The organism is Streptomyces sp. NBC_00414, assembly GCF_036038375.1.
GTDB lineage: Bacteria > Actinomycetota > Actinomycetes > Streptomycetales > Streptomycetaceae > Streptomyces.
Map to the genome: position 1 here is coordinate 8,249,198 of NZ_CP107935.1, position 15,960 is coordinate 8,265,157.

Here is a 15,960-nt window from a genome sequence, read left to right on the forward strand (position 1 = left end):
TATCACCCTGTGGCCGATCTCATCACCGTTGAGGACCCAGCCGACCCGCGCCTGCGTGACTACACAGGCCTGACCGACGTGGAGCTGCGCCGCAAGCGCGAACCGGCCGAGGGCCTGTTCATCGCCGAGGGCGAGAAGGTCATCAGACGGGCCAAGGACGCCGGCTACGAGATGCGCTCGATGCTGCTGTCCGCCAAGTGGGTGGACGTCATGCGCGATGTCATCGACGAACTCCCGGCCCCGGTGTACGCGGTCAGCCCGGACCTCGCCGAACAGGTCACCGGCTATCACGTGCACCGCGGCGCGCTCGCCTCCATGCAGCGCAAACCGCTGCCGACCCCCGACGACCTGCTGCGCACGGCCCGGCGGATCGTCGTCATGGAGTCGGTCAACGACCACACCAACATCGGGGCGATCTTCCGCTCGGCCGCCGCCCTCGGCATGGACGCGGTACTGCTCTCCCCGGACTGCGCGGACCCCCTGTACCGGCGTTCGGTGAAGGTCTCCATGGGCGCGGTCTTCGCGGTCCCGTACGCGCGTCTGGACTCCTGGCCCAAGAGCCTGGAGTCGGTGCGTGAGGCGGGCTTCGGCCTCCTCGCGCTCACCCCGGACGAGAAGGCCAAGTCCCTCGACGAGGTGGCCCCGCACCGCATGGAGCGGGTCGCCCTGATGCTCGGCGCGGAGGGCGACGGCCTGTCCACCCAGGCCCTGGTGGCGGCGGACGAATGGGTCCGCATCCCGATGGCCCACGGAGTCGACTCGCTCAACGTGGGCGCCGCGGCGGCGGTCGCCTTCTACGCGGTGGCGACGGGCAGACCCGCGCCCTGAGGGGACGCGGGGCTGCGCATTCGCGGCCCCGCCGCGGCGACCGGGGCGCCTCTTGAGGGGCGCGGGGCCGTCACATGCGCGGCTCCGCCGTGTGGGCGCGCCCAGCCACGACGCACCCGCGGACGACGACCGGACCCACCCGCCCCGCTAGAGCACGCTCAGCCGATACGGCTGCTCGTGCCCCGCAGCCCTGCCCGAGGCGCCCCCACCATCAAGGCCCCGGGCAGGCCCCTGGCACCCCTGCGCCGCGGCGATGGCCAGAGCCACCAACAGCGTCACCACGACGAACACGAACAGCCGCTGGCGCAGCAGCCGAGGATTGGCGGGCCGCCGCCCGGTCCCCGTGGTCCGTGGCCCGGTCCGTGGCCCGGCCCGCCCCGTCCCGCTGCGCGGCGCTCCGGTCCGGCCGCCGGACTGCCCCGTGCGGCTGCCGGACTGACCGGCCCGGCTGCCGGGACCCGACCGTGCCGAGTTGCCCCGCGAGGGCGCCGGACGCGCCCCGGACCGCGACGAGGGACCGGTGCCGCGCGGCGGGGGAGTGCCCTGCGTACGCCGCTGGGTGCGCTGCTCCGGATAGTCGTCGTAGCCGTCGGGGAGCCGCCCGGTGGGCCGGTCGGCCTCCGCCGCACGGGGAGCGGACGGCCGGGTCTCGCCCATGCCCTGCGCCTCGCGCGCCGCGATCTCCTTGAGCCGCAACGACAACTGCAGTGTGCTGGGCCGCTCCTCGGGATCCTTCGCCAGACAGGCGCGTACGAGCGGGGCCAGCGCGTCGGGCACACCGTGCAGTTGCGGTTCCTCGTGCACCACCCGGTAGAGCATCACCTCGGAACTGCCGTGCCCGAAGGGCGAGTCCTGCGTCGCGGCGTACGCCAGCGTGGCGCCGAGCGCGAAGACGTCCGTGGCCGGTGTGACGGCGGCGCCCCGCACCTGCTCCGGCGCGAGGAAGCCGGGCGAACCCACGGCCGTACCGACGTGCGTCAGGGTGCTCGCGCCGGTCGCCCAGGCGATACCGAAGTCGATGATGCGCGGCCCCTTGGGGGACAGCAGGATGTTCGACGGCTTCAGGTCCCGGTGGACGACCCCGGCCTCGTGCACGGCGACGAGCCCCTCGGAGAGGGCGGCGCCGACGGCCGCGACCTCGGACGCGAACATCGGTCCGTCCTCGGTGACCTTGTCGTGCAGCGAGGGCCCGGGAACGTACTGCGTCGCGAACCAGGGCCGTTCGGCCTCCAGGTCCGCCGCGACGAGCCGCGCGGTGCACCCGCCCCGGATCCTGCGCGCCGCCGACACCTCGCGGGCGAAGCGCGACCGGAACTCCTGGTCCTCCGCGAGGTCGGGCCGGATCACCTTCAGCGCGACCCGCTGGCCGCGCCGGTCGGAGCCCAGATAGACAACGCCCATCCCGCCCGCGCCGAGCCGTCGGTGAAGCCTGAACGAGCCGACGACACGCGGGTCCTCGCGCCTCAGGCGCATCATCGCCATGTCCATCCCCGCTGCCCGGTCCGTTTGACGAGCCACAGCTTACGTTTCCGCGGCCGGGTGCGCGCAGAGGCCGCGCCCTCACGGCCCGACCGATTGTCAGTGCCGGGTGGGAAACTTGAAAGGTGGTCAGGGGACGGGGGACTGCCGCGGCGTTGAGCTGCGCGGATTCCCAACCATCGCGCGCAGAAGGGGGATTGGACCCGTGAAGGGTGATCGCGTGGAGATAGTGGTCGACGCGGGAGACACGACCCGTACGTACGAGGTGGTGGCCAGCCGGGCGGGTCGGCGGGTGGAGACAGCGGTCCGCAGAGGGGTGGTCGAAGTGAGCGAAGTCACCCGAAGTGGATCAGTCGTCCGTACGGCCCGGTTCATGGCCACCAGGGTGCTCGCACTGGTCGAACAACCGGTCCCGAGAGAGGACAGCTCGGAACAGACCGGACGTCCCCTCCGGGAAACCCCCGAGACCTAGGACCTCTTCTCCACCCAGGGGAGTACTCCGCAGGTCACCGCTCATCCTCCGGGAGGCCCGGCAATAGGTACGAGGGCATGACGACCCACACGCCCCTCCCGCCTAGATTTGTTGTCAAGCGGCGGGTGGCAGCACTCGTCCCCCGAGGTCAGACACCCGCCGCTGCCAGATATTCAGAGTCGGACACCAGAAGCTTTCCAACAGAACGGTCAGGAGAGGGACCATGGCTGACACGGCATCGCGGACCATGATCCGCACGCAGGGACGCAAGGCGTACAGCGCCGCGTTCGGGCCCAGCCGGTCCGGTCGGCGCCACCCCCTGGTGGCGACGGCCATGGTCCTCCCACTGGCCACCCTGCTCGTAGTCGTCTTCGGCGGCTGGGAGGCAGTGGTCACACAGGCGTCGTCCGTGGGCGTGATGCTGGGGCGCTGAGCGGCGCCCCAGGCCCGGAAGAGCGGTCCGGGCGGGGACATCCGGCCATGAAACCCCGTGGGGACGGGGGTGCGGCGGACGGCAAAAAATGCGGGCGCAGCTGGGGAGCTGCGCCCGCATTGCTTTGCCCGCGCACGCACCTGAGACCCTGTGGACCCGCCCACGCGGGGACGGGACGTACGACTTCAGGGGGACCCGAGTGACCGCAGATGTGCTGCCCGCGCTCCGTGCCAAGGTGCGGGCCGCCGCCCATCCGGCGGCGGAGGCCTGCGCCTGCGGTACGGACACCTCCGTGCTGGCCGACCGTTCCGACGGCACCGTCGTCCGGCACGGCGGCACGGTGGCGAAGGCGCACGCCGCCGACACCGACCCCACGCGGCTCGCGGCGCGGCTGGCCGTGGCCGCCCACCCCGGGCTCGACGGTGTCCTCCTGCCGCCGCTCGGCCCTGGCGCGGTCGAACTGCACGGCCGGCCGGTCACCTTCTGGTCCTACGGCACCCCCGTGGACCGTGACGACCCCGACGCCGCTCCCTGGGAGGAGGCCGCGACCCTCCTCGCGCGACTGCACCGCACTCCCGACTCCGTCCTCCCGCCCGGACTGCCGCCCATGCGCGGCCCGGTGAAGGCCGCCCGGGCCGTCGCCCGCCTCCGGGCCGCAGGACCCCACCCGGCGGCCTCCCCCGTCCTGCGCGCCTGGGCCGTCCTGCCCCCCTGGGCACGCGACGAGGCCCCCATGCCGGACCTGCGCACCCTGTGCCACGGCGATCTGCACCTGGGCCAGCTGGTGCGGTCGGGGAGCGGCGACTGGCTGCTCATCGACATCGACGACCTCGGCCGGGGCGACCCCGCCTGGGACCTGGCCCGCCCCGCCGCCTGGTTCGCCTGCGGCCTCCTCCCGCCCGACGAGTGGACCCGCTTCCTCACCGCGTACCGGAAGGCCGGGGGCACGGCCGTCCCCGCGGACAGCGACCCCTGGCCCGCCCTCGACGTGCCGGCCCGCGCCCTGACCGTGCAGACCGCGGCCCAGGCGATCGCCAAGTCGGTCGCGGCGGGGCGCCCGTTGGACGAGGTCGAGACGTCCGTGATCGACGCATGTGACCGAATGGCCACGCACCCGCCCGAGTTGGCGGGAGGATTCGCGACGTAGGGTGCAACCGACCGCAGCCGGACAGAGTCTGTCCTGGCGGAAGCAGTAACGACCGGCGAGGAGTTGAGCCGAGCATGCAGTGTCCGAAGTGCCATGCGCCGATGCACACGTACAACCGCAATGGTGTCCAGATCGAGCAGTGCAGCGGCTGCCGCGGGATCTTTCTCGACTACGGCGAGCTGGAGTCACTGACCCGTCTGGAGGGTCAGTGGTCGCAGCCGGGCCCGCCGCCCCCGGGCGCCCAGCAGGCCTACCCGTCCGCACCCGCACCAGCCTGGGGCGCCCCGCAGCACGGCGGTCACGGTGGACACGGCGGTCAGTACGGCCACGGCCACAAGCGTCAGAAGAGCTTCGGCCACATGCTCTTCTCCTCCTGACCCGAGGAACGACGAAGCCCCCGACCGTACGAGACGGTCGGGGGCTTCGGGTGGTGCGCGATACTGGGATTGAACCAGTGACCTCTTCCGTGTCAGGGAAGCGCTCTCCCGCTGAGCTAATCGCGCGGGTGGGACCTGCCGGTGATGCGTACTGCCTGGTGGTACGTGCTGCGTGCGCGATACTGGGATTGAACCAGTGACCTCTTCCGTGTCAGGGAAGCGCTCTCCCGCTGAGCTAATCGCGCGGGACCGGATCCCACCGTACCTACCGGCAGATCCAGTGGACGATACTGGGATTGAACCAGTGACCTCTTCCGTGTCAGGGAAGCGCTCTCCCGCTGAGCTAATCGTCCTTGGAGGTGGAGACGGGATTTGAACCCGTGTAGACGGCTTTGCAGGCCGTTGCCTCGCCTCTCGGCCACTCCACCAGGAGCGCGGGGGGTCGGGAAGATCCCCCACTTCCTGCGAGCGGACGACCAGGTTCGAACTGGCGACCTCAACCTTGGCAAGGTTGCGCTCTACCAACTGAGCTACGTCCGCTTGTCGTTTCCGGTCGGCTCTCGCGTCCCGGCGACGTGTTGAACTCTAGCGGATACCCGGGCCAGCACAAAAACGCGTTTGCGCAGCGTGCTGCGCTACGCCCGCTCCAGGACACGGTCGAGGCACCCGCAGGTCACCCACCATAGACTCACAGTCGTGCACGACCTCCCAGCTCTCGCCCGCTTCGGCGGCCTCGTCGCGACCGGCCTCCTCGATGTCACCGGCGACCCCGCGGCGCTCGACTCCAGGGGTTTCTGGGCCGTCAGCGCCGACTTCGAGGGGCGCGTGGTCTGCGCCCGTTTCGCGGACGTGCGACGCGAGGCCGTACCCGCGCCGGTGCCGGGACGGTGGACGGGCCCCGCGGTCGACGACTGGACGTCGTCGCTCGACCGCACCGCGTACACGGCGGGGGTACGCCGCATACGTGAGCTCATCGCGGCCGGCGAGGTGTACCAGGCGAACCTCTGCCGGGTGCTGTCGGCGCCCGTCGCGCCGGACGCCGACGTGGACGCGCTGACCGCCCTGCTGGCACGCGGCAACCCGGCACCGTATGCCGGAACGATTCGGCTGCCCGGGCACGGCGTCGACATAGCCACCGCGTCCCCGGAGCTCTTCCTGCGCCGGACCGGCCGTGTCGTCGAGTCGGGGCCGATCAAGGGCACCGGGCGCACCGAGGCGGACCTGTTGCCGAAGGACCACGCCGAGAACGTGATGATCGTGGACCTGGTCCGCAACGACATGGGCCGGGTGTGCGCCACGGGCACCGTGACCGTGCCCGACCTGTGCGTCGTCGAGAAGCACCCGGGGCTCGTCCACCTCGTCTCCACCGTCCGCGGCGAACTGCGCGAGGGCGCCGGCTGGCCCGAGCTGCTGGGCGCGACCTTCCCGCCCGGATCCGTCACCGGCGCCCCCAAGTCCAGCGCCCTGCGGATCATCGAGGAACTGGAGACGGCGCCCCGCGGGCCGTACTGCGGCGGCGTCGGCTGGGTCGACGCCGACCGCGGCACCGGGGAGCTGGCCGTCGGGATCCGCACCTTCTGGATCGACCGGGCCCGCGGCCTGCTGTGCTTCGGCTCCGGCGCGGGCATCACCTGGGGCTCGGACCCCCGGCGCGAATGGGAGGAGACCGAGCTGAAGGCCGCCCGGCTGCTCGCTGTAGCGTCGGGGGAGTACCCAGGGGCGTACGACGCGGGTGACGTGGGCGGGGCCACGTCCGCGGACGGCCCCGGGGTCTCCGGCCGGAAGAGCACACAGGGCCGGTGACCCCGCACGTTCTCGGCGTTCTCGTGAGGTGAGGTTCAGTGAAGATCTGGCTCGACGGCAGGCTGCAGGACGGCGAGTCGGCCCGTGTCTCGGTGTTCGACCACGGGCTGACCGTGGGCGACGGCATCTTCGAGACCGTGAAGGCGGTCCACGGCCGTCCCTTCGCGCTCACCCGGCACCTCGACCGGCTGGCGCGCTCGGCGACCGGTCTCGGACTGCCCGAGCCCGACCGCGACGAGGTGCGCCGGGCCTGCACGGCCGTCCTGGAGGCGAATCCGATGCCACTCGGCCGCCTGCGGATCACGTACACCGGCGGTCATGGACCGCTCGGCTCGGACCGTGGTGAGCGCGGGCAGACCCTGGTCGTGGCCCTGGGGGAGACCAGCCGACGCCCCGACTCCACTGCCGTGATCACCGTCCCCTGGACCCGCAACGAGCGCGGCGCGCTGACGGGCCTCAAGACGACGTCGTACGCCGAGAACGTCGTCGCCCTCGCCCGCGCGCGTGAGCGGGGCGGGTCCGAGGCGCTGTTCGCGAACACCGTCGGGCAGCTCTGCGAGGGCACGGGCTCCAACGTCTTCGTCGTCCTCGACGGCGAGATCCACACCCCGCCCGTCGCCTCCGGGTGCCTCGCGGGCATCACCCGCGCCCTCACCGTCGACTGGACCGGCGCCCGGGAGACCGACCTCCCGCTGGACGTCCTGGAGCGGGCCGAGGAGGTCTTCCTGACCTCGACGCTGCGCGACGTACAGGCCGTGCACCGGGTCGACGACCGCGAACTGCCCGGCGCCCCCGGCCCGGTGACCGCCAAGGCCATGCGGATCTTCGACGAGCGGGCCGGCGACGACCTCGACCCCTGAGCCGTCCCCCGAGTCGGTCGCCGGTCGGAAACCGTCGGCCGAACTCGATGGCGTGAGGGTGTCCGGACGGGTACAACACCCCTGATGACCACCACCCTGCGGCCGACCGAGCCGCTTCAGCGAGACGGCGACGGTTCGCTGTCGCGCCACTACACGGTGTGCGTGAACAGTCGTCCCGTAGGAGCGATACACCTCGCCACCCGCTCCGGCCCCGAGTCGTCCGTCGCCCGGATCCGTGAACTGCGCATCGAGGAGCCGGACCGGGGACGCGGCCGGGGCACCGTGGCCGCGCTCGCCGCGGAGGAGGTGGCGCGCGGATGGGGCTGCCGGCGGATCGAGGTGTCGGTACCGGCCGACGCCGCGACGGCCCTGAGGCTCGTGACGGCCCTCGGTTACGTGCTGCGCAACCGTGCCATGGAGAAACGGCTCGGCGACACCGCGCCCGAACTGCCCGCCGGCAGCCGGGGACGCCCCATGACGGAGGCCGAGTTCGAAGCCTGGTCGGTGCGGGCCGAGGAGGAGCACACCCGGAGCCGGATCACCCGGGGCGTCCCCGAGGCCGAGGCCCGCGCCAAGTCCGAGCGGGACCACGCCACTCTGCTGCCGGACGGGCTCGGCAGCGAGGGCGTGGACCTCAGCGTTCTGGAGCACGAGGGGACTCCGGTGGGCATGCTGTGGCTGGCGTCGCGCGACGGCTGGGCGTTCGTCGACCGCGTCGAGGCCGACGAGAGACACCGGGGCCGGGGGCACGGCCGTTCACTGATGCTCCTGGCGGAGGCGCGGGCGTTCGCCGCCGGACACCCTGGTGTCCGCCTGAACGTCTCCGCCGGGAACACCCCGGCCGAGCGGCTCTACGAGTCACTCGGCTACGAGACGACCACGTATCACTTCTACAAGGACCTGCTGTAGGGGGTGGGGCTGGGCTGGGGGCGGGTGGGAGCCCATGCCGGGAGCCGGGAGCCGGGAGCCGGGAGGCAGGGGCGTCGGCCGGGTTCGTTCGGCAGGAGGCGGTGGTCGTCAGGCCTCCCGCTCGGCCAGCAAGCGGTCCACGATCTCCTCGATCCGCTCGCGCAGCCCCTCCTGGCTCTTGCCGCCGTCGAGCCGCTCACCGTCGATGACGTACGTCGGCGTGCCGGTCACGCCGATGGCCTTGCCCTCGGCCTGGTCGGCGTCGACGATCAGGATGTGCCGGCCGTCGATCAGGGCCGTGTCGAACTCCTCGACGTCCAGGCCGAGTCCGCGGGCCACATCGAGGAGAAGCGCCTCCCCCTCGCGGTCCAGCTCCGACACGCGCTCCAGCACCGCCTCGACGTACGGCCAGGCGCTGCCCTGTTCCGCGGCCTCCTCGGCGGCCTGGGCCGCCGCGAACGCGTGCTTGTGCTTCTCCAGCGGGAAGTGCCGCAGCCGCAGCTCCAGCCGGTCGCCGTAACGGGCACGCAGCGCGCGCAGGTCGTCCAGGGCGCTACGGCAGTCCGGGCACTGGAGTTCGCACCAGATGTCCAGGACGGGGACGGCGGGGCGGGCGGGGGAGGAGTCGCTCATGGGGCCAGTCTTCCAGCCGGGACCTGTGCGGCCCAACCGGGACCTCAGGAGGACCCGACCCGGAGATGTCCCTGAGGTATCCCCGGACCATGGCATACCGGGCACGGGGCGGTGCAGGATGGAAGGGACGAAGTGCCCAGCCCCGCCCCGCTCACCATGCCTGGAGGACCGGATGATTGCCGAGACCGTCTGTTCCGCCGTCGCCGCGGCAGGCCTGGGCATCGCCGCGGTCACCGCGTACCGCAAGCGTTTCCTCACCGCGGCCCGCCTTGCCGCCTACTCGCTGGTCCCGCTCGGTCTGGTGATGACCGGGGTCGTCGAATGGGCGGCCGACACCGCCTTCAGCCCGACGGCCTGGGCCGGCTTCGGCGTGCTCGGGGCGGCCTGGCTGCTGTTCATGACCACGCGCGCGGTGGAGCGGCGTTCGGGCGGGACCCGCAAGGAGCGCAGGGCGGCCAGGGCCGCGCAGCGCGAGGCGGTGGCCCCGGCGGCCTCGGCGCCCTCGCTGGGCCCGGCGACCGCCCGCCCGGCGGCCCGCCCCGAGGCCAAGCCGCGCAAGGCCGCGGCGGGGGACGACTTCAGCGACATCGAGGCCATCCTGAAAAAGCACGGGATATGAAGAATCAGCGGCACGCGAGGATTTTCTGAATCGCCCCCGCGAGCCGGATGGACCTGCGATCGTCCGCGGGCGCGCGCCTATCCCAGATCGTGGAACGCCGTGTCACGGATTTCGGCTAACTCCCCCATAATCCGGGCGTGTTGATCGCCCGGGGAGTCTCGGCTGCGTCATCATCGCGGCGAGATGCTGGACACAACCCAGAGCGACACCGTTGTTCCTCCCGAGGAACGGCGGGGTTGTCTCTTCGCGCTTTCCCAGCCACCGCTGATGATCTTCCTTGCGGTGATCGGCTGTTTGCTGCTCATGGCTTCGCTGCACGATCTGCTGCTGCTCTGAGCCGTAAACGGAGTCCCCGGCGTCACCCGCTGCGGACTCCGTCAGCCTGCCGCTTCCTTGCGCCGTGCCCGGTAGGCGGCCACATGAAGACGGTTTCCGCAGGTGCGGCTGTCGCAGTAGCGGCGGGAGCGGTTGCGGGAGAGATCGACGAAGGCGCGTCGGCAGTCCGGTGCCTCACAGCGACGCAGCCGTTCCTGTTCCCCCGCGACCACGAAGAAGGCCAGTGCCATGCCGCAGTCCGCGGCGAGATGGTCGGCGACGGACGCGCCCGGTGCGAAGTAGTGCACGTGCCAGTCATAGCTGTCATGGTTCGTGAGACGCGGCGTGGTGCCCGCGGCTGCGACGAGTTCGTTGATGAGCGAGGCGGCGGTACGGGCGTCGGGAGCGGCGAAGACCGCGGCGAAGCGGCCCCGGATCCGGCGCACCGCCGAGAGATCGAGCTCGGACAGGGTCCCGACATCGCTCATGTTGTGGTTTCGTACGAAATCGAGCAGCGCCGCGAGGTTGGCGAGTCCGTCCGTGGTGTCGTCCTCCGGTGCGGTGTTCACCAGATCGACCACGGTGTCGAGGGCGCACCGGGTGTCGTGGGTGATCAGCACGTTTCGCTCCCTGGCCTGGGGGTCGGGCGGACGCCCGCCGATGCAGGCCGATGCTAGCGGCTCCACACGAAGAGAACCCGGGCCCACCCGTCTGGGCCGCGGGAACCGGCGCGCCCAGCCGCAGCCGCCGGGCACTGGACGTCCGACCGGGACCCCTACTCACCTGAGGGGCGCGGGGAACGGCGCGCCCAGCGGAAGTCGCCGGGTACTGGATGTCCGACCGGGACCCCCACTCACCTGAGGGGCGCGGGGAACGGCGCGCCCAGCGGAAGTCGCCGGGCGCTGGACGTCCGACCTGGCCCCCGACCCACCCAGGGGCGCGGGGAACGGCGCACTCGGCCCAGGACACCCCGCACAGAACCCGCACCCCACCCCAGGGCACTGCAAAGGCGCCGCCCCCGCAAGTCGCACGGAGACGGCACCCATGTGATCCATATGCGGTTGTCTGAGCCCGAGCCGTCACCCCGAGTGGACGGCGCCGGGCGGCTTGGTGCGGAGTCCCGTCCTAGCTTTCGGCCAGGATGTGTGAGAGCTCCGTATCGAGATCGAAGTGCCGGTGTTCCGTGCCAGGGGGCACGGCGGCGTCGGTGCGCTTCAGGAACGACTCCAGGGCCCGCGCAGGGGCCTCCAGCAGTGCTTCGCCCTCCGGAGAGCTCAGGGCGATGCACACGACGCCCTGACCGTGGCTACGGGACGGCCAGACTCGGACGTCGCCGGTACCGGTGGGCCGGTGCAGACCCTCGGCGAGAAGGTCGCGGGCGAACACCCATTCGACAGTCTCCTCCGCTCCGGTGTGGAAGGTGGCGTGCACGGCGTAGGGATCGGCCGTGTCGTACCGCAGGCCTGCGGGGACAGGCAGAGAGGACTCGCTCGACACAACGAGGCGCAGGTGCAGCTCGCAGCTGACCGTGGTGTTCATAAGCGCCAGGGCCTTTCGCTCAGTGTGCGCTCGGGGATTCGCACGTCGGCGAAATCGACATGCCACCTACGGTGCCGTTGTAAACCCCTCTGAGTGTTTTGCGTGTCTTTAGGTACCTCATCCGGCCGAGTACCCGTTCGCGTACTACGACCATTCCGGTGACCGGTTTCCGTCCGGTAGGGTTTGGCCGTATGAATACGGGGAGTGACGGAACGGGGGAGGTCGCCATGGCGACCGACGAAACTAAGAGCGAGCCGGCGCTCGGGTCCCGTGCGCCGCAATTCATCAAGGCGCGCCGCATGCTGCACCTGAGCTGGCAGGTGGGCGTCTTCGTAGTGGGTCTCGCGGTCGTCGTGGCCGGTGTGATCATGCTGCCCCTGCCCGGTCCGGGCTGGCTGGTGATCTTCGGCGGTATGGCGATCTGGGCGACCGAGTTCGTCTGGGCGCAGCTGGTGCTCCGCTGGACGAAGCGCAAAGTCACCGAGGCGACACAGAAGGCACTCGACCCGAAGGTCCGGCGTCGCAACATCATCCTGACGAGCATCGGGCTGGTGATCATCGCGGTGCTGGTCGGGGTGTACGTGTGGAAGTTCGGCATCGAGATGCCGTGGAACATCAAGGAGTAGCGGGGGTCCGCGCACTCACGGGCCGGTCGGAAGCACGCCCTGACATGGGGTAATCTACTTCCTGCGCCCGGGCGATTAGCTCAGCGGGAGAGCGCTTCGTTCACACCGAAGAGGTCACTGGTTCGATCCCAGTATCGCCCACGTTGCCGACAGGCGGCTGGGTCCACGGAACTCGTGGACCCAGCCGCCTGTCGTCGTTCCTGACGGCCCGACTGCCGCACCCCGCCGCCCGCGTTCCCCTGACGGCAGCCACGGCTCGCACCTCGACCTCGTGCTTGGGGGTGGCGGCCCCGCGGCCCCATGCCGCGCCCGTCGCTGGGAGGCGGCACCCCACGGCCCGCATCCCGCGCCCCTCGCTCGGAGGCGGCACCCCGCGGCCTTGCCCCCACAACCCCGCCGCTCGTAGATGCCGGCTCCCGGCCGACACGGCATCCCGCACGCCCGCGGCCCCGCACACCCTCAGCCCGCGGTCCCGCCCCTCCCTTTCGGCCTTCCCCCACCGAACCCCCGCCCTTCATATTTGCGTTCGACCACTCGGCCCACCCCGCCCTACCTGCGGAGCAGCCCAACTCCGCGGTCAATTCGCCCCAGTTCACGCTGACGCGTCGGCGGGCCGCTTCACATCAATTCCTGTCCGAATCATTGACGACCGCTTAGGGCCTCCGTACCTTGTGCCAGCAAGCGCTTACTTGAAACGATTCATGGCAGCGGACAGCGACGTCGCGGGGAGGCCCGACTGTGGGAAAAAACGGGAGTGTTGAGAGGCGGACGGTCCTCAAGGCGGCCGGAGCGTCGCTGGCGACGGTCGGGCTCGCCGCGACGGCCGGCTGCGGGGGAGACGGCGGCGGATCGGGCGACGGCACGGTCGAGATCCGCTTCGCCTGGTGGGGCGCGGAGGAGCGGGCCAAGCGCATCAACCAGTCCATCAAGCTCTTCGAGAAGAAGTATCCGAAGATCAAGGTGAAGACGGACTTCCAGGATTACGTGGCCTTTTGGGAGAAGTTCCAGACCCAGGCCGCGGGCGGGAATCCACCGGACGTATTCCAGAACGCGGTCGCATTCCTGCGGAAGTACGACAAGAGAAGTATTCTTCTCGACCTCAAGTCCCAAGTGGACGCGGGAAATCTGGACCTCAAGAACTTCCGGGCCGGAGTCGAGAAGGTCGGCGAGGTCGACGGGAAACTGCTGGGCATACCCGTCGGCTCCAACACCATGTCGCTCGTCATCGACGAGAAAGTCTTCAAAGCCGCCGGTGTGAAGGCCGAGCAGGGCTGGACCTGGGACGAGTACTTCGCCGCGCTCAAGAAGATCCACGACACCCAGAAGGTGGCGGGCGACAGCGGCTACTTCGGGATCATGTACCTCTACGACCTCTATCTGCGCCAGAACGGCAAGGCGTTCTTCACCGAGGACGGACTCGGCTTCGAGGAGGCCGATCTGACGGAGTGGTGGCAGGACGGCTACAACCGTGTGAAGGCCGGAATCGTCACCGACCCGAAGAAGGTCGAGCAGCTCAAGCCGAAGTCGGCGCTGGCCTCCGGCGACGCCGGGTCCGAGTTCACCTGGGACAACTTCACCGTGCGCTACTCCGTGGAGGGCGACAGCACCTACGGGCTGGCGCCGATCCCGACGACCGACGGCAAGGAGACCGGCCAGTACCTCGGCTCGCTCATGCTGAGCGGTTTCGCCCGGACCAAGCACCCCAAGGAAGTGGCCCAGTTCATCTCCTTCATGGTCCACGACCCCGAGGTCGGCAAGATCATGGGCTACGACCGGGGCCTGCTCTCCACCACGGAGCAGTTCGACGCGTACAAGCCGACCGACGCCCCCAACCAGGCGATCGCGAAGTACGAGGCGGACGTCGCCGATGCCGGGCTGCTCGGGACCATCACGCCGCACCCGGCGGGCGCCGACACCGTGGAGGCCGCGTTCCTGCGCGTCGCCGGCGACATGTCGACGGGCAAGACGAAGGTCTCCGACGCGGTCAAGCAGTTCTTCTCCGAGGCGAAGACCGCCCTCGCCACCTGATGGGAACAGCAGTGACGACGCTCATCAAGGACTCTCCGCCGGATGCCCCGGAGAAGCGTCCCGGTCCCCCCGCCGCCGCCAAGCGGCGGGGCCGCCGGGAGAATCTGGCCGGCTACCTCTTCATGTCCCCCTGGATCGCGGGCTTTCTGCTGCTGACCGCGGGGCCCATGGCCGCATCGCTGTATTTCGCGTTCACCGACTACAACCTCTTCGACTCCCCGAAGTGGATCGGCCTCGACAACTTCACCCGGATGCTCGACGACCCCCGGTGGCAGAAGTCGGTCGAGGTGACGGCGAAGTACGTCATCATCGGCACCCCGCTGAAGCTGCTGCTCGCGCTGGGGGTCGCCCTGCTGCTCGCCCAGAGCCGGCGCGGGCAGGCCTTCTACCGGGCCGCGTTCTACGCCCCCTCGCTGATCGGCGCGAGCGTGTCCATCGGCTTCGTGTGGCGCGCGCTGTTCTCCGACGACGCCGCGGTGGACCGTACGCAGTCGTTCTTCGGGTTCGACGTCGGTGGCTGGGTCGGCAATCCGGACTGGGTGCTCTACAGCCTGGTGGCACTCACCGTCTGGCAGTTCGGCGCCCCCATGGTCATCTTCCTCGCCGGCCTGAAGCAGGTACCGAGGGAGCTGTACGAGGCGGCCGAGGTCGACGGCGCCGGACCGTTCAAACGGTTCTGGAGCATCACCCTGCCGATGATCTCCCCCGTGCTGTTCTTCAACGTGCTGCTGGAGACCATCCACTCGTTCCAGATCTTCGGTTCCGCGTACGTCGTCTCCAACGCCACCTGCGGACCGGCCGACGCCACGCTCGTCTACACCTGTTACCTGTACCAGAAGGGCTTCAAGGAGGCCCAGATGGGCTTCGCCTCCGCGATGGCCTGGATGCTGCTGCTCGCCGTGGCGCTGGTGACGGCGGTCCTCTTCTGGTCCCAGAAGCGATGGGTGCACTACGAGGAGGCCTCCCGATGAGCACCACCGGCACGACCACGGCCACGACCGTGACCACGCGTACGAACGCCACCCCGCCGAGCAAGTCCCCGGCACTCGGGCGGAAGAGCACCGGATCGCTCGCCTGGCACCTCGGCGCGCTGCTCGTCCTCGCGGTCGTCCTCTATCCCGTCGTCTGGGTCCTCGGCGCCTCGTTCAAGCCCAGCCGGGAGATCATCGGCAGCCTGCAGCTCTTCCCGACCAGCCCGATCCTCCAGAACTTCAAGGGGCTCGCCGACGGCATCGCGGACATCTCGATCGCCACGTTCTTCCAGAACTCCCTCTTCTACGCGCTCGGCTCCGTCATCGGCATCCTCATCTCCTGCTCGCTGACGGCGTACGCCTTCGCCCGCATCCGGTTCGCCGGGCGCAACCTGATGTTCTCGCTGATGATCGGCACCCTGCTGCTGCCGTACCACGTGCTGCTCATCCCGCAGTACGTGATGTTCCAGAAGATGGAACTGATCAACACGTACGTGCCGCTGCTGATCGGCAAGTTCCTGGCCACCGAGGCGTTCTTCGTCTTCCTCATGGTGCAGTTCATGCGGAACCTGCCCAAGGAACTGGACGAGGCGGCCCGGCTCGACGGCTGCGGTCACCTGCGGATCTACTGGTCGATCGTCCTGCCGCTGTGCCGGCCGGCCCTCATCACCAGTGCGATCTTCACCTTCATCAACGCCTGGAACGACTTCATGGGCCCGCTGATCTACCTCAACGAGCCCGCCAAGTACACCGTCTCCCTCGGCATGATGATGTTCCGCGACCAGGAGGGCGTCGCCAACTACGGCGGCATGATCGCCATGTCACTGGTGGCGCTGCTGCCCGTGCTGGCCTTCTTCCTCGCCTTCCAGCGCTATCTGATCGACGGTATGGCGACCTCCGGTCTGAAGGGCTGACCCACAC

18 protein-coding genes and 6 tRNA genes are annotated in these 15,960 nt (G+C 70.2%); 15 read left to right on the top strand and 9 right to left on the bottom strand.

Annotation, left to right across the window (positions count from 1 at the left end):
- Positions 1–9: 9 nt before the first annotated feature.
- Positions 10–828 carry a TrmH family RNA methyltransferase gene (locus OHS59_RS35870; RefSeq protein WP_328497498.1) on the top strand — a complete coding sequence of 273 codons (819 nt, stop codon included), beginning with the start codon at positions 10–12 and terminating at the stop codon, positions 826–828.
- A gap of 147 nt (positions 829–975) precedes the next feature.
- On the opposite strand, the gene OHS59_RS35875 is transcribed toward OHS59_RS35870, so the two are convergent.
- A complete protein-coding gene (locus OHS59_RS35875; protein ID WP_328499490.1) occupies positions 976–2,316 on the bottom strand; it encodes a serine/threonine-protein kinase in 1,341 nt (446 codons plus the stop codon).
- A 196-nt stretch (positions 2,317–2,512) separates the two neighbouring features.
- Here OHS59_RS35875 and OHS59_RS35880 point away from each other — a divergent pair, with 196 nt between their 5' ends.
- The 4 genes from OHS59_RS35880 (at position 2,513) to OHS59_RS35895 (ending at position 4,736) form a co-directional block, all read left to right on the top strand.
- On the top strand, positions 2,513–2,779 hold the full coding sequence (locus tag OHS59_RS35880) for a hypothetical protein (RefSeq protein WP_055511046.1): 267 nt from the start codon (positions 2,513–2,515) through the stop codon (positions 2,777–2,779).
- Between the two features lie 223 nt (positions 2,780–3,002).
- Positions 3,003–3,212 (top strand): hypothetical protein, encoded by a 210-nt coding sequence (locus OHS59_RS35885; protein ID WP_328497499.1) that lies wholly within the window; start codon positions 3,003–3,005, stop codon positions 3,210–3,212.
- Between the two features lie 199 nt (positions 3,213–3,411).
- Complete coding sequence (locus tag OHS59_RS35890; RefSeq protein WP_328497500.1) at positions 3,412–4,359, top strand: aminoglycoside phosphotransferase family protein; 948 nt, start codon at positions 3,412–3,414, stop codon at positions 4,357–4,359.
- A 74-nt stretch (positions 4,360–4,433) separates the two neighbouring features.
- Positions 4,434–4,736, top strand: a complete 303-nt coding sequence (locus tag OHS59_RS35895; protein ID WP_328497501.1) for a TFIIB-type zinc ribbon-containing protein — start codon at positions 4,434–4,436, stop codon at positions 4,734–4,736.
- A gap of 51 nt (positions 4,737–4,787) precedes the next feature.
- Here OHS59_RS35895 and OHS59_RS35900 read toward each other — a convergent pair.
- From OHS59_RS35900 to OHS59_RS35920, 5 genes are all read right to left on the bottom strand, one after another.
- Positions 4,788–4,862: transfer RNA gene (locus tag OHS59_RS35900), tRNA-Val, on the bottom strand.
- Between the two features lie 47 nt (positions 4,863–4,909).
- Positions 4,910–4,981, bottom strand: a tRNA-Val gene (locus tag OHS59_RS35905).
- 36 nt (positions 4,982–5,017) lie between these two features.
- Positions 5,018–5,089: transfer RNA gene (locus OHS59_RS35910), tRNA-Val, on the bottom strand.
- Position 5,090: 1 nt separating this feature from the next.
- Positions 5,091–5,164 (bottom strand) — tRNA-Cys (locus OHS59_RS35915).
- Between the two features lie 39 nt (positions 5,165–5,203).
- A tRNA-Gly gene (locus OHS59_RS35920) sits at positions 5,204–5,276 on the bottom strand.
- Positions 5,277–5,432: 156 nt separating this feature from the next.
- Here OHS59_RS35920 and OHS59_RS35925 point away from each other — a divergent pair.
- From OHS59_RS35925 to OHS59_RS35935, 3 genes are all read left to right on the top strand, one after another.
- A complete protein-coding gene (locus tag OHS59_RS35925; protein ID WP_328497502.1) occupies positions 5,433–6,539 on the top strand; it encodes a chorismate-binding protein in 1,107 nt (368 codons plus the stop codon).
- Between the two features lie 38 nt (positions 6,540–6,577).
- Positions 6,578–7,399: an aminotransferase class IV gene (locus tag OHS59_RS35930; protein WP_328497503.1), complete on the top strand. Its 822-nt coding sequence runs from the start codon at positions 6,578–6,580 to the stop codon at positions 7,397–7,399.
- Between the two features lie 84 nt (positions 7,400–7,483).
- Positions 7,484–8,308, top strand: coding sequence for a GNAT family N-acetyltransferase (locus OHS59_RS35935; protein WP_328497504.1), 825 nt, complete (start codon positions 7,484–7,486; stop codon positions 8,306–8,308).
- Positions 8,309–8,416: 108 nt separating this feature from the next.
- Here the strand turns inward: OHS59_RS35935 and OHS59_RS35940 are convergent, their stop codons facing one another.
- Complete coding sequence (locus tag OHS59_RS35940) at positions 8,417–8,941, bottom strand: DsbA family protein (RefSeq protein WP_328497505.1); 525 nt, start codon at positions 8,939–8,941, stop codon at positions 8,417–8,419.
- Between the two features lie 172 nt (positions 8,942–9,113).
- On the opposite strand from OHS59_RS35940, the gene OHS59_RS35945 reads away from it, so the two are divergent.
- Positions 9,114–9,560, top strand: a complete 447-nt coding sequence (locus OHS59_RS35945; protein WP_328497506.1) for a hypothetical protein — start codon at positions 9,114–9,116, stop codon at positions 9,558–9,560.
- Between the two features lie 183 nt (positions 9,561–9,743).
- Complete coding sequence (locus tag OHS59_RS35950) at positions 9,744–9,896, top strand: hypothetical protein (protein WP_189772695.1); 153 nt, start codon at positions 9,744–9,746, stop codon at positions 9,894–9,896.
- A 41-nt stretch (positions 9,897–9,937) separates the two neighbouring features.
- On the opposite strand, the gene OHS59_RS35955 is transcribed toward OHS59_RS35950, so the two are convergent.
- Together OHS59_RS35955 and OHS59_RS35960 are read right to left on the bottom strand one after the other, a co-directional pair.
- On the bottom strand, positions 9,938–10,495 hold the full coding sequence (locus tag OHS59_RS35955) for a CGNR zinc finger domain-containing protein (RefSeq protein WP_328497507.1): 558 nt from the start codon (positions 10,493–10,495) through the stop codon (positions 9,938–9,940).
- A gap of 505 nt (positions 10,496–11,000) precedes the next feature.
- Positions 11,001–11,414 carry an SsgA family sporulation/cell division regulator gene (locus OHS59_RS35960; protein ID WP_003959770.1) on the bottom strand — a complete coding sequence of 138 codons (414 nt, stop codon included), beginning with the start codon at positions 11,412–11,414 and terminating at the stop codon, positions 11,001–11,003.
- A 191-nt stretch (positions 11,415–11,605) separates the two neighbouring features.
- Here OHS59_RS35960 and OHS59_RS35965 point away from each other — a divergent pair, with 191 nt between their 5' ends.
- From OHS59_RS35965 to OHS59_RS35985, 5 genes are all read left to right on the top strand, one after another.
- The gene (locus OHS59_RS35965; RefSeq protein ID WP_328497508.1) at positions 11,606–12,040 is read left to right on the top strand and encodes a TIGR02611 family protein; all 435 of its coding nucleotides are present in this window, start codon (positions 11,606–11,608) and stop codon (positions 12,038–12,040) included.
- A 69-nt stretch (positions 12,041–12,109) separates the two neighbouring features.
- Positions 12,110–12,181: transfer RNA gene (locus OHS59_RS35970), tRNA-Val, on the top strand.
- 597 nt (positions 12,182–12,778) lie between these two features.
- Entirely contained in the window at positions 12,779–14,068 is a 1,290-nt protein-coding gene (locus OHS59_RS35975; protein ID WP_328497509.1) for an ABC transporter substrate-binding protein, read from the top strand.
- Entirely contained in the window at positions 14,068–15,039 is a 972-nt protein-coding gene (locus OHS59_RS35980; protein WP_328497510.1) for a carbohydrate ABC transporter permease, read from the top strand. Before OHS59_RS35975 ends, OHS59_RS35980 begins: the two co-directional genes overlap by 1 nt.
- Complete coding sequence (locus OHS59_RS35985) at positions 15,036–15,953, top strand: carbohydrate ABC transporter permease (protein WP_328497511.1); 918 nt, start codon at positions 15,036–15,038, stop codon at positions 15,951–15,953. Before OHS59_RS35980 ends, OHS59_RS35985 begins: the two co-directional genes overlap by 4 nt.
- Positions 15,954–15,960: the final 7 nt, after the last annotated feature.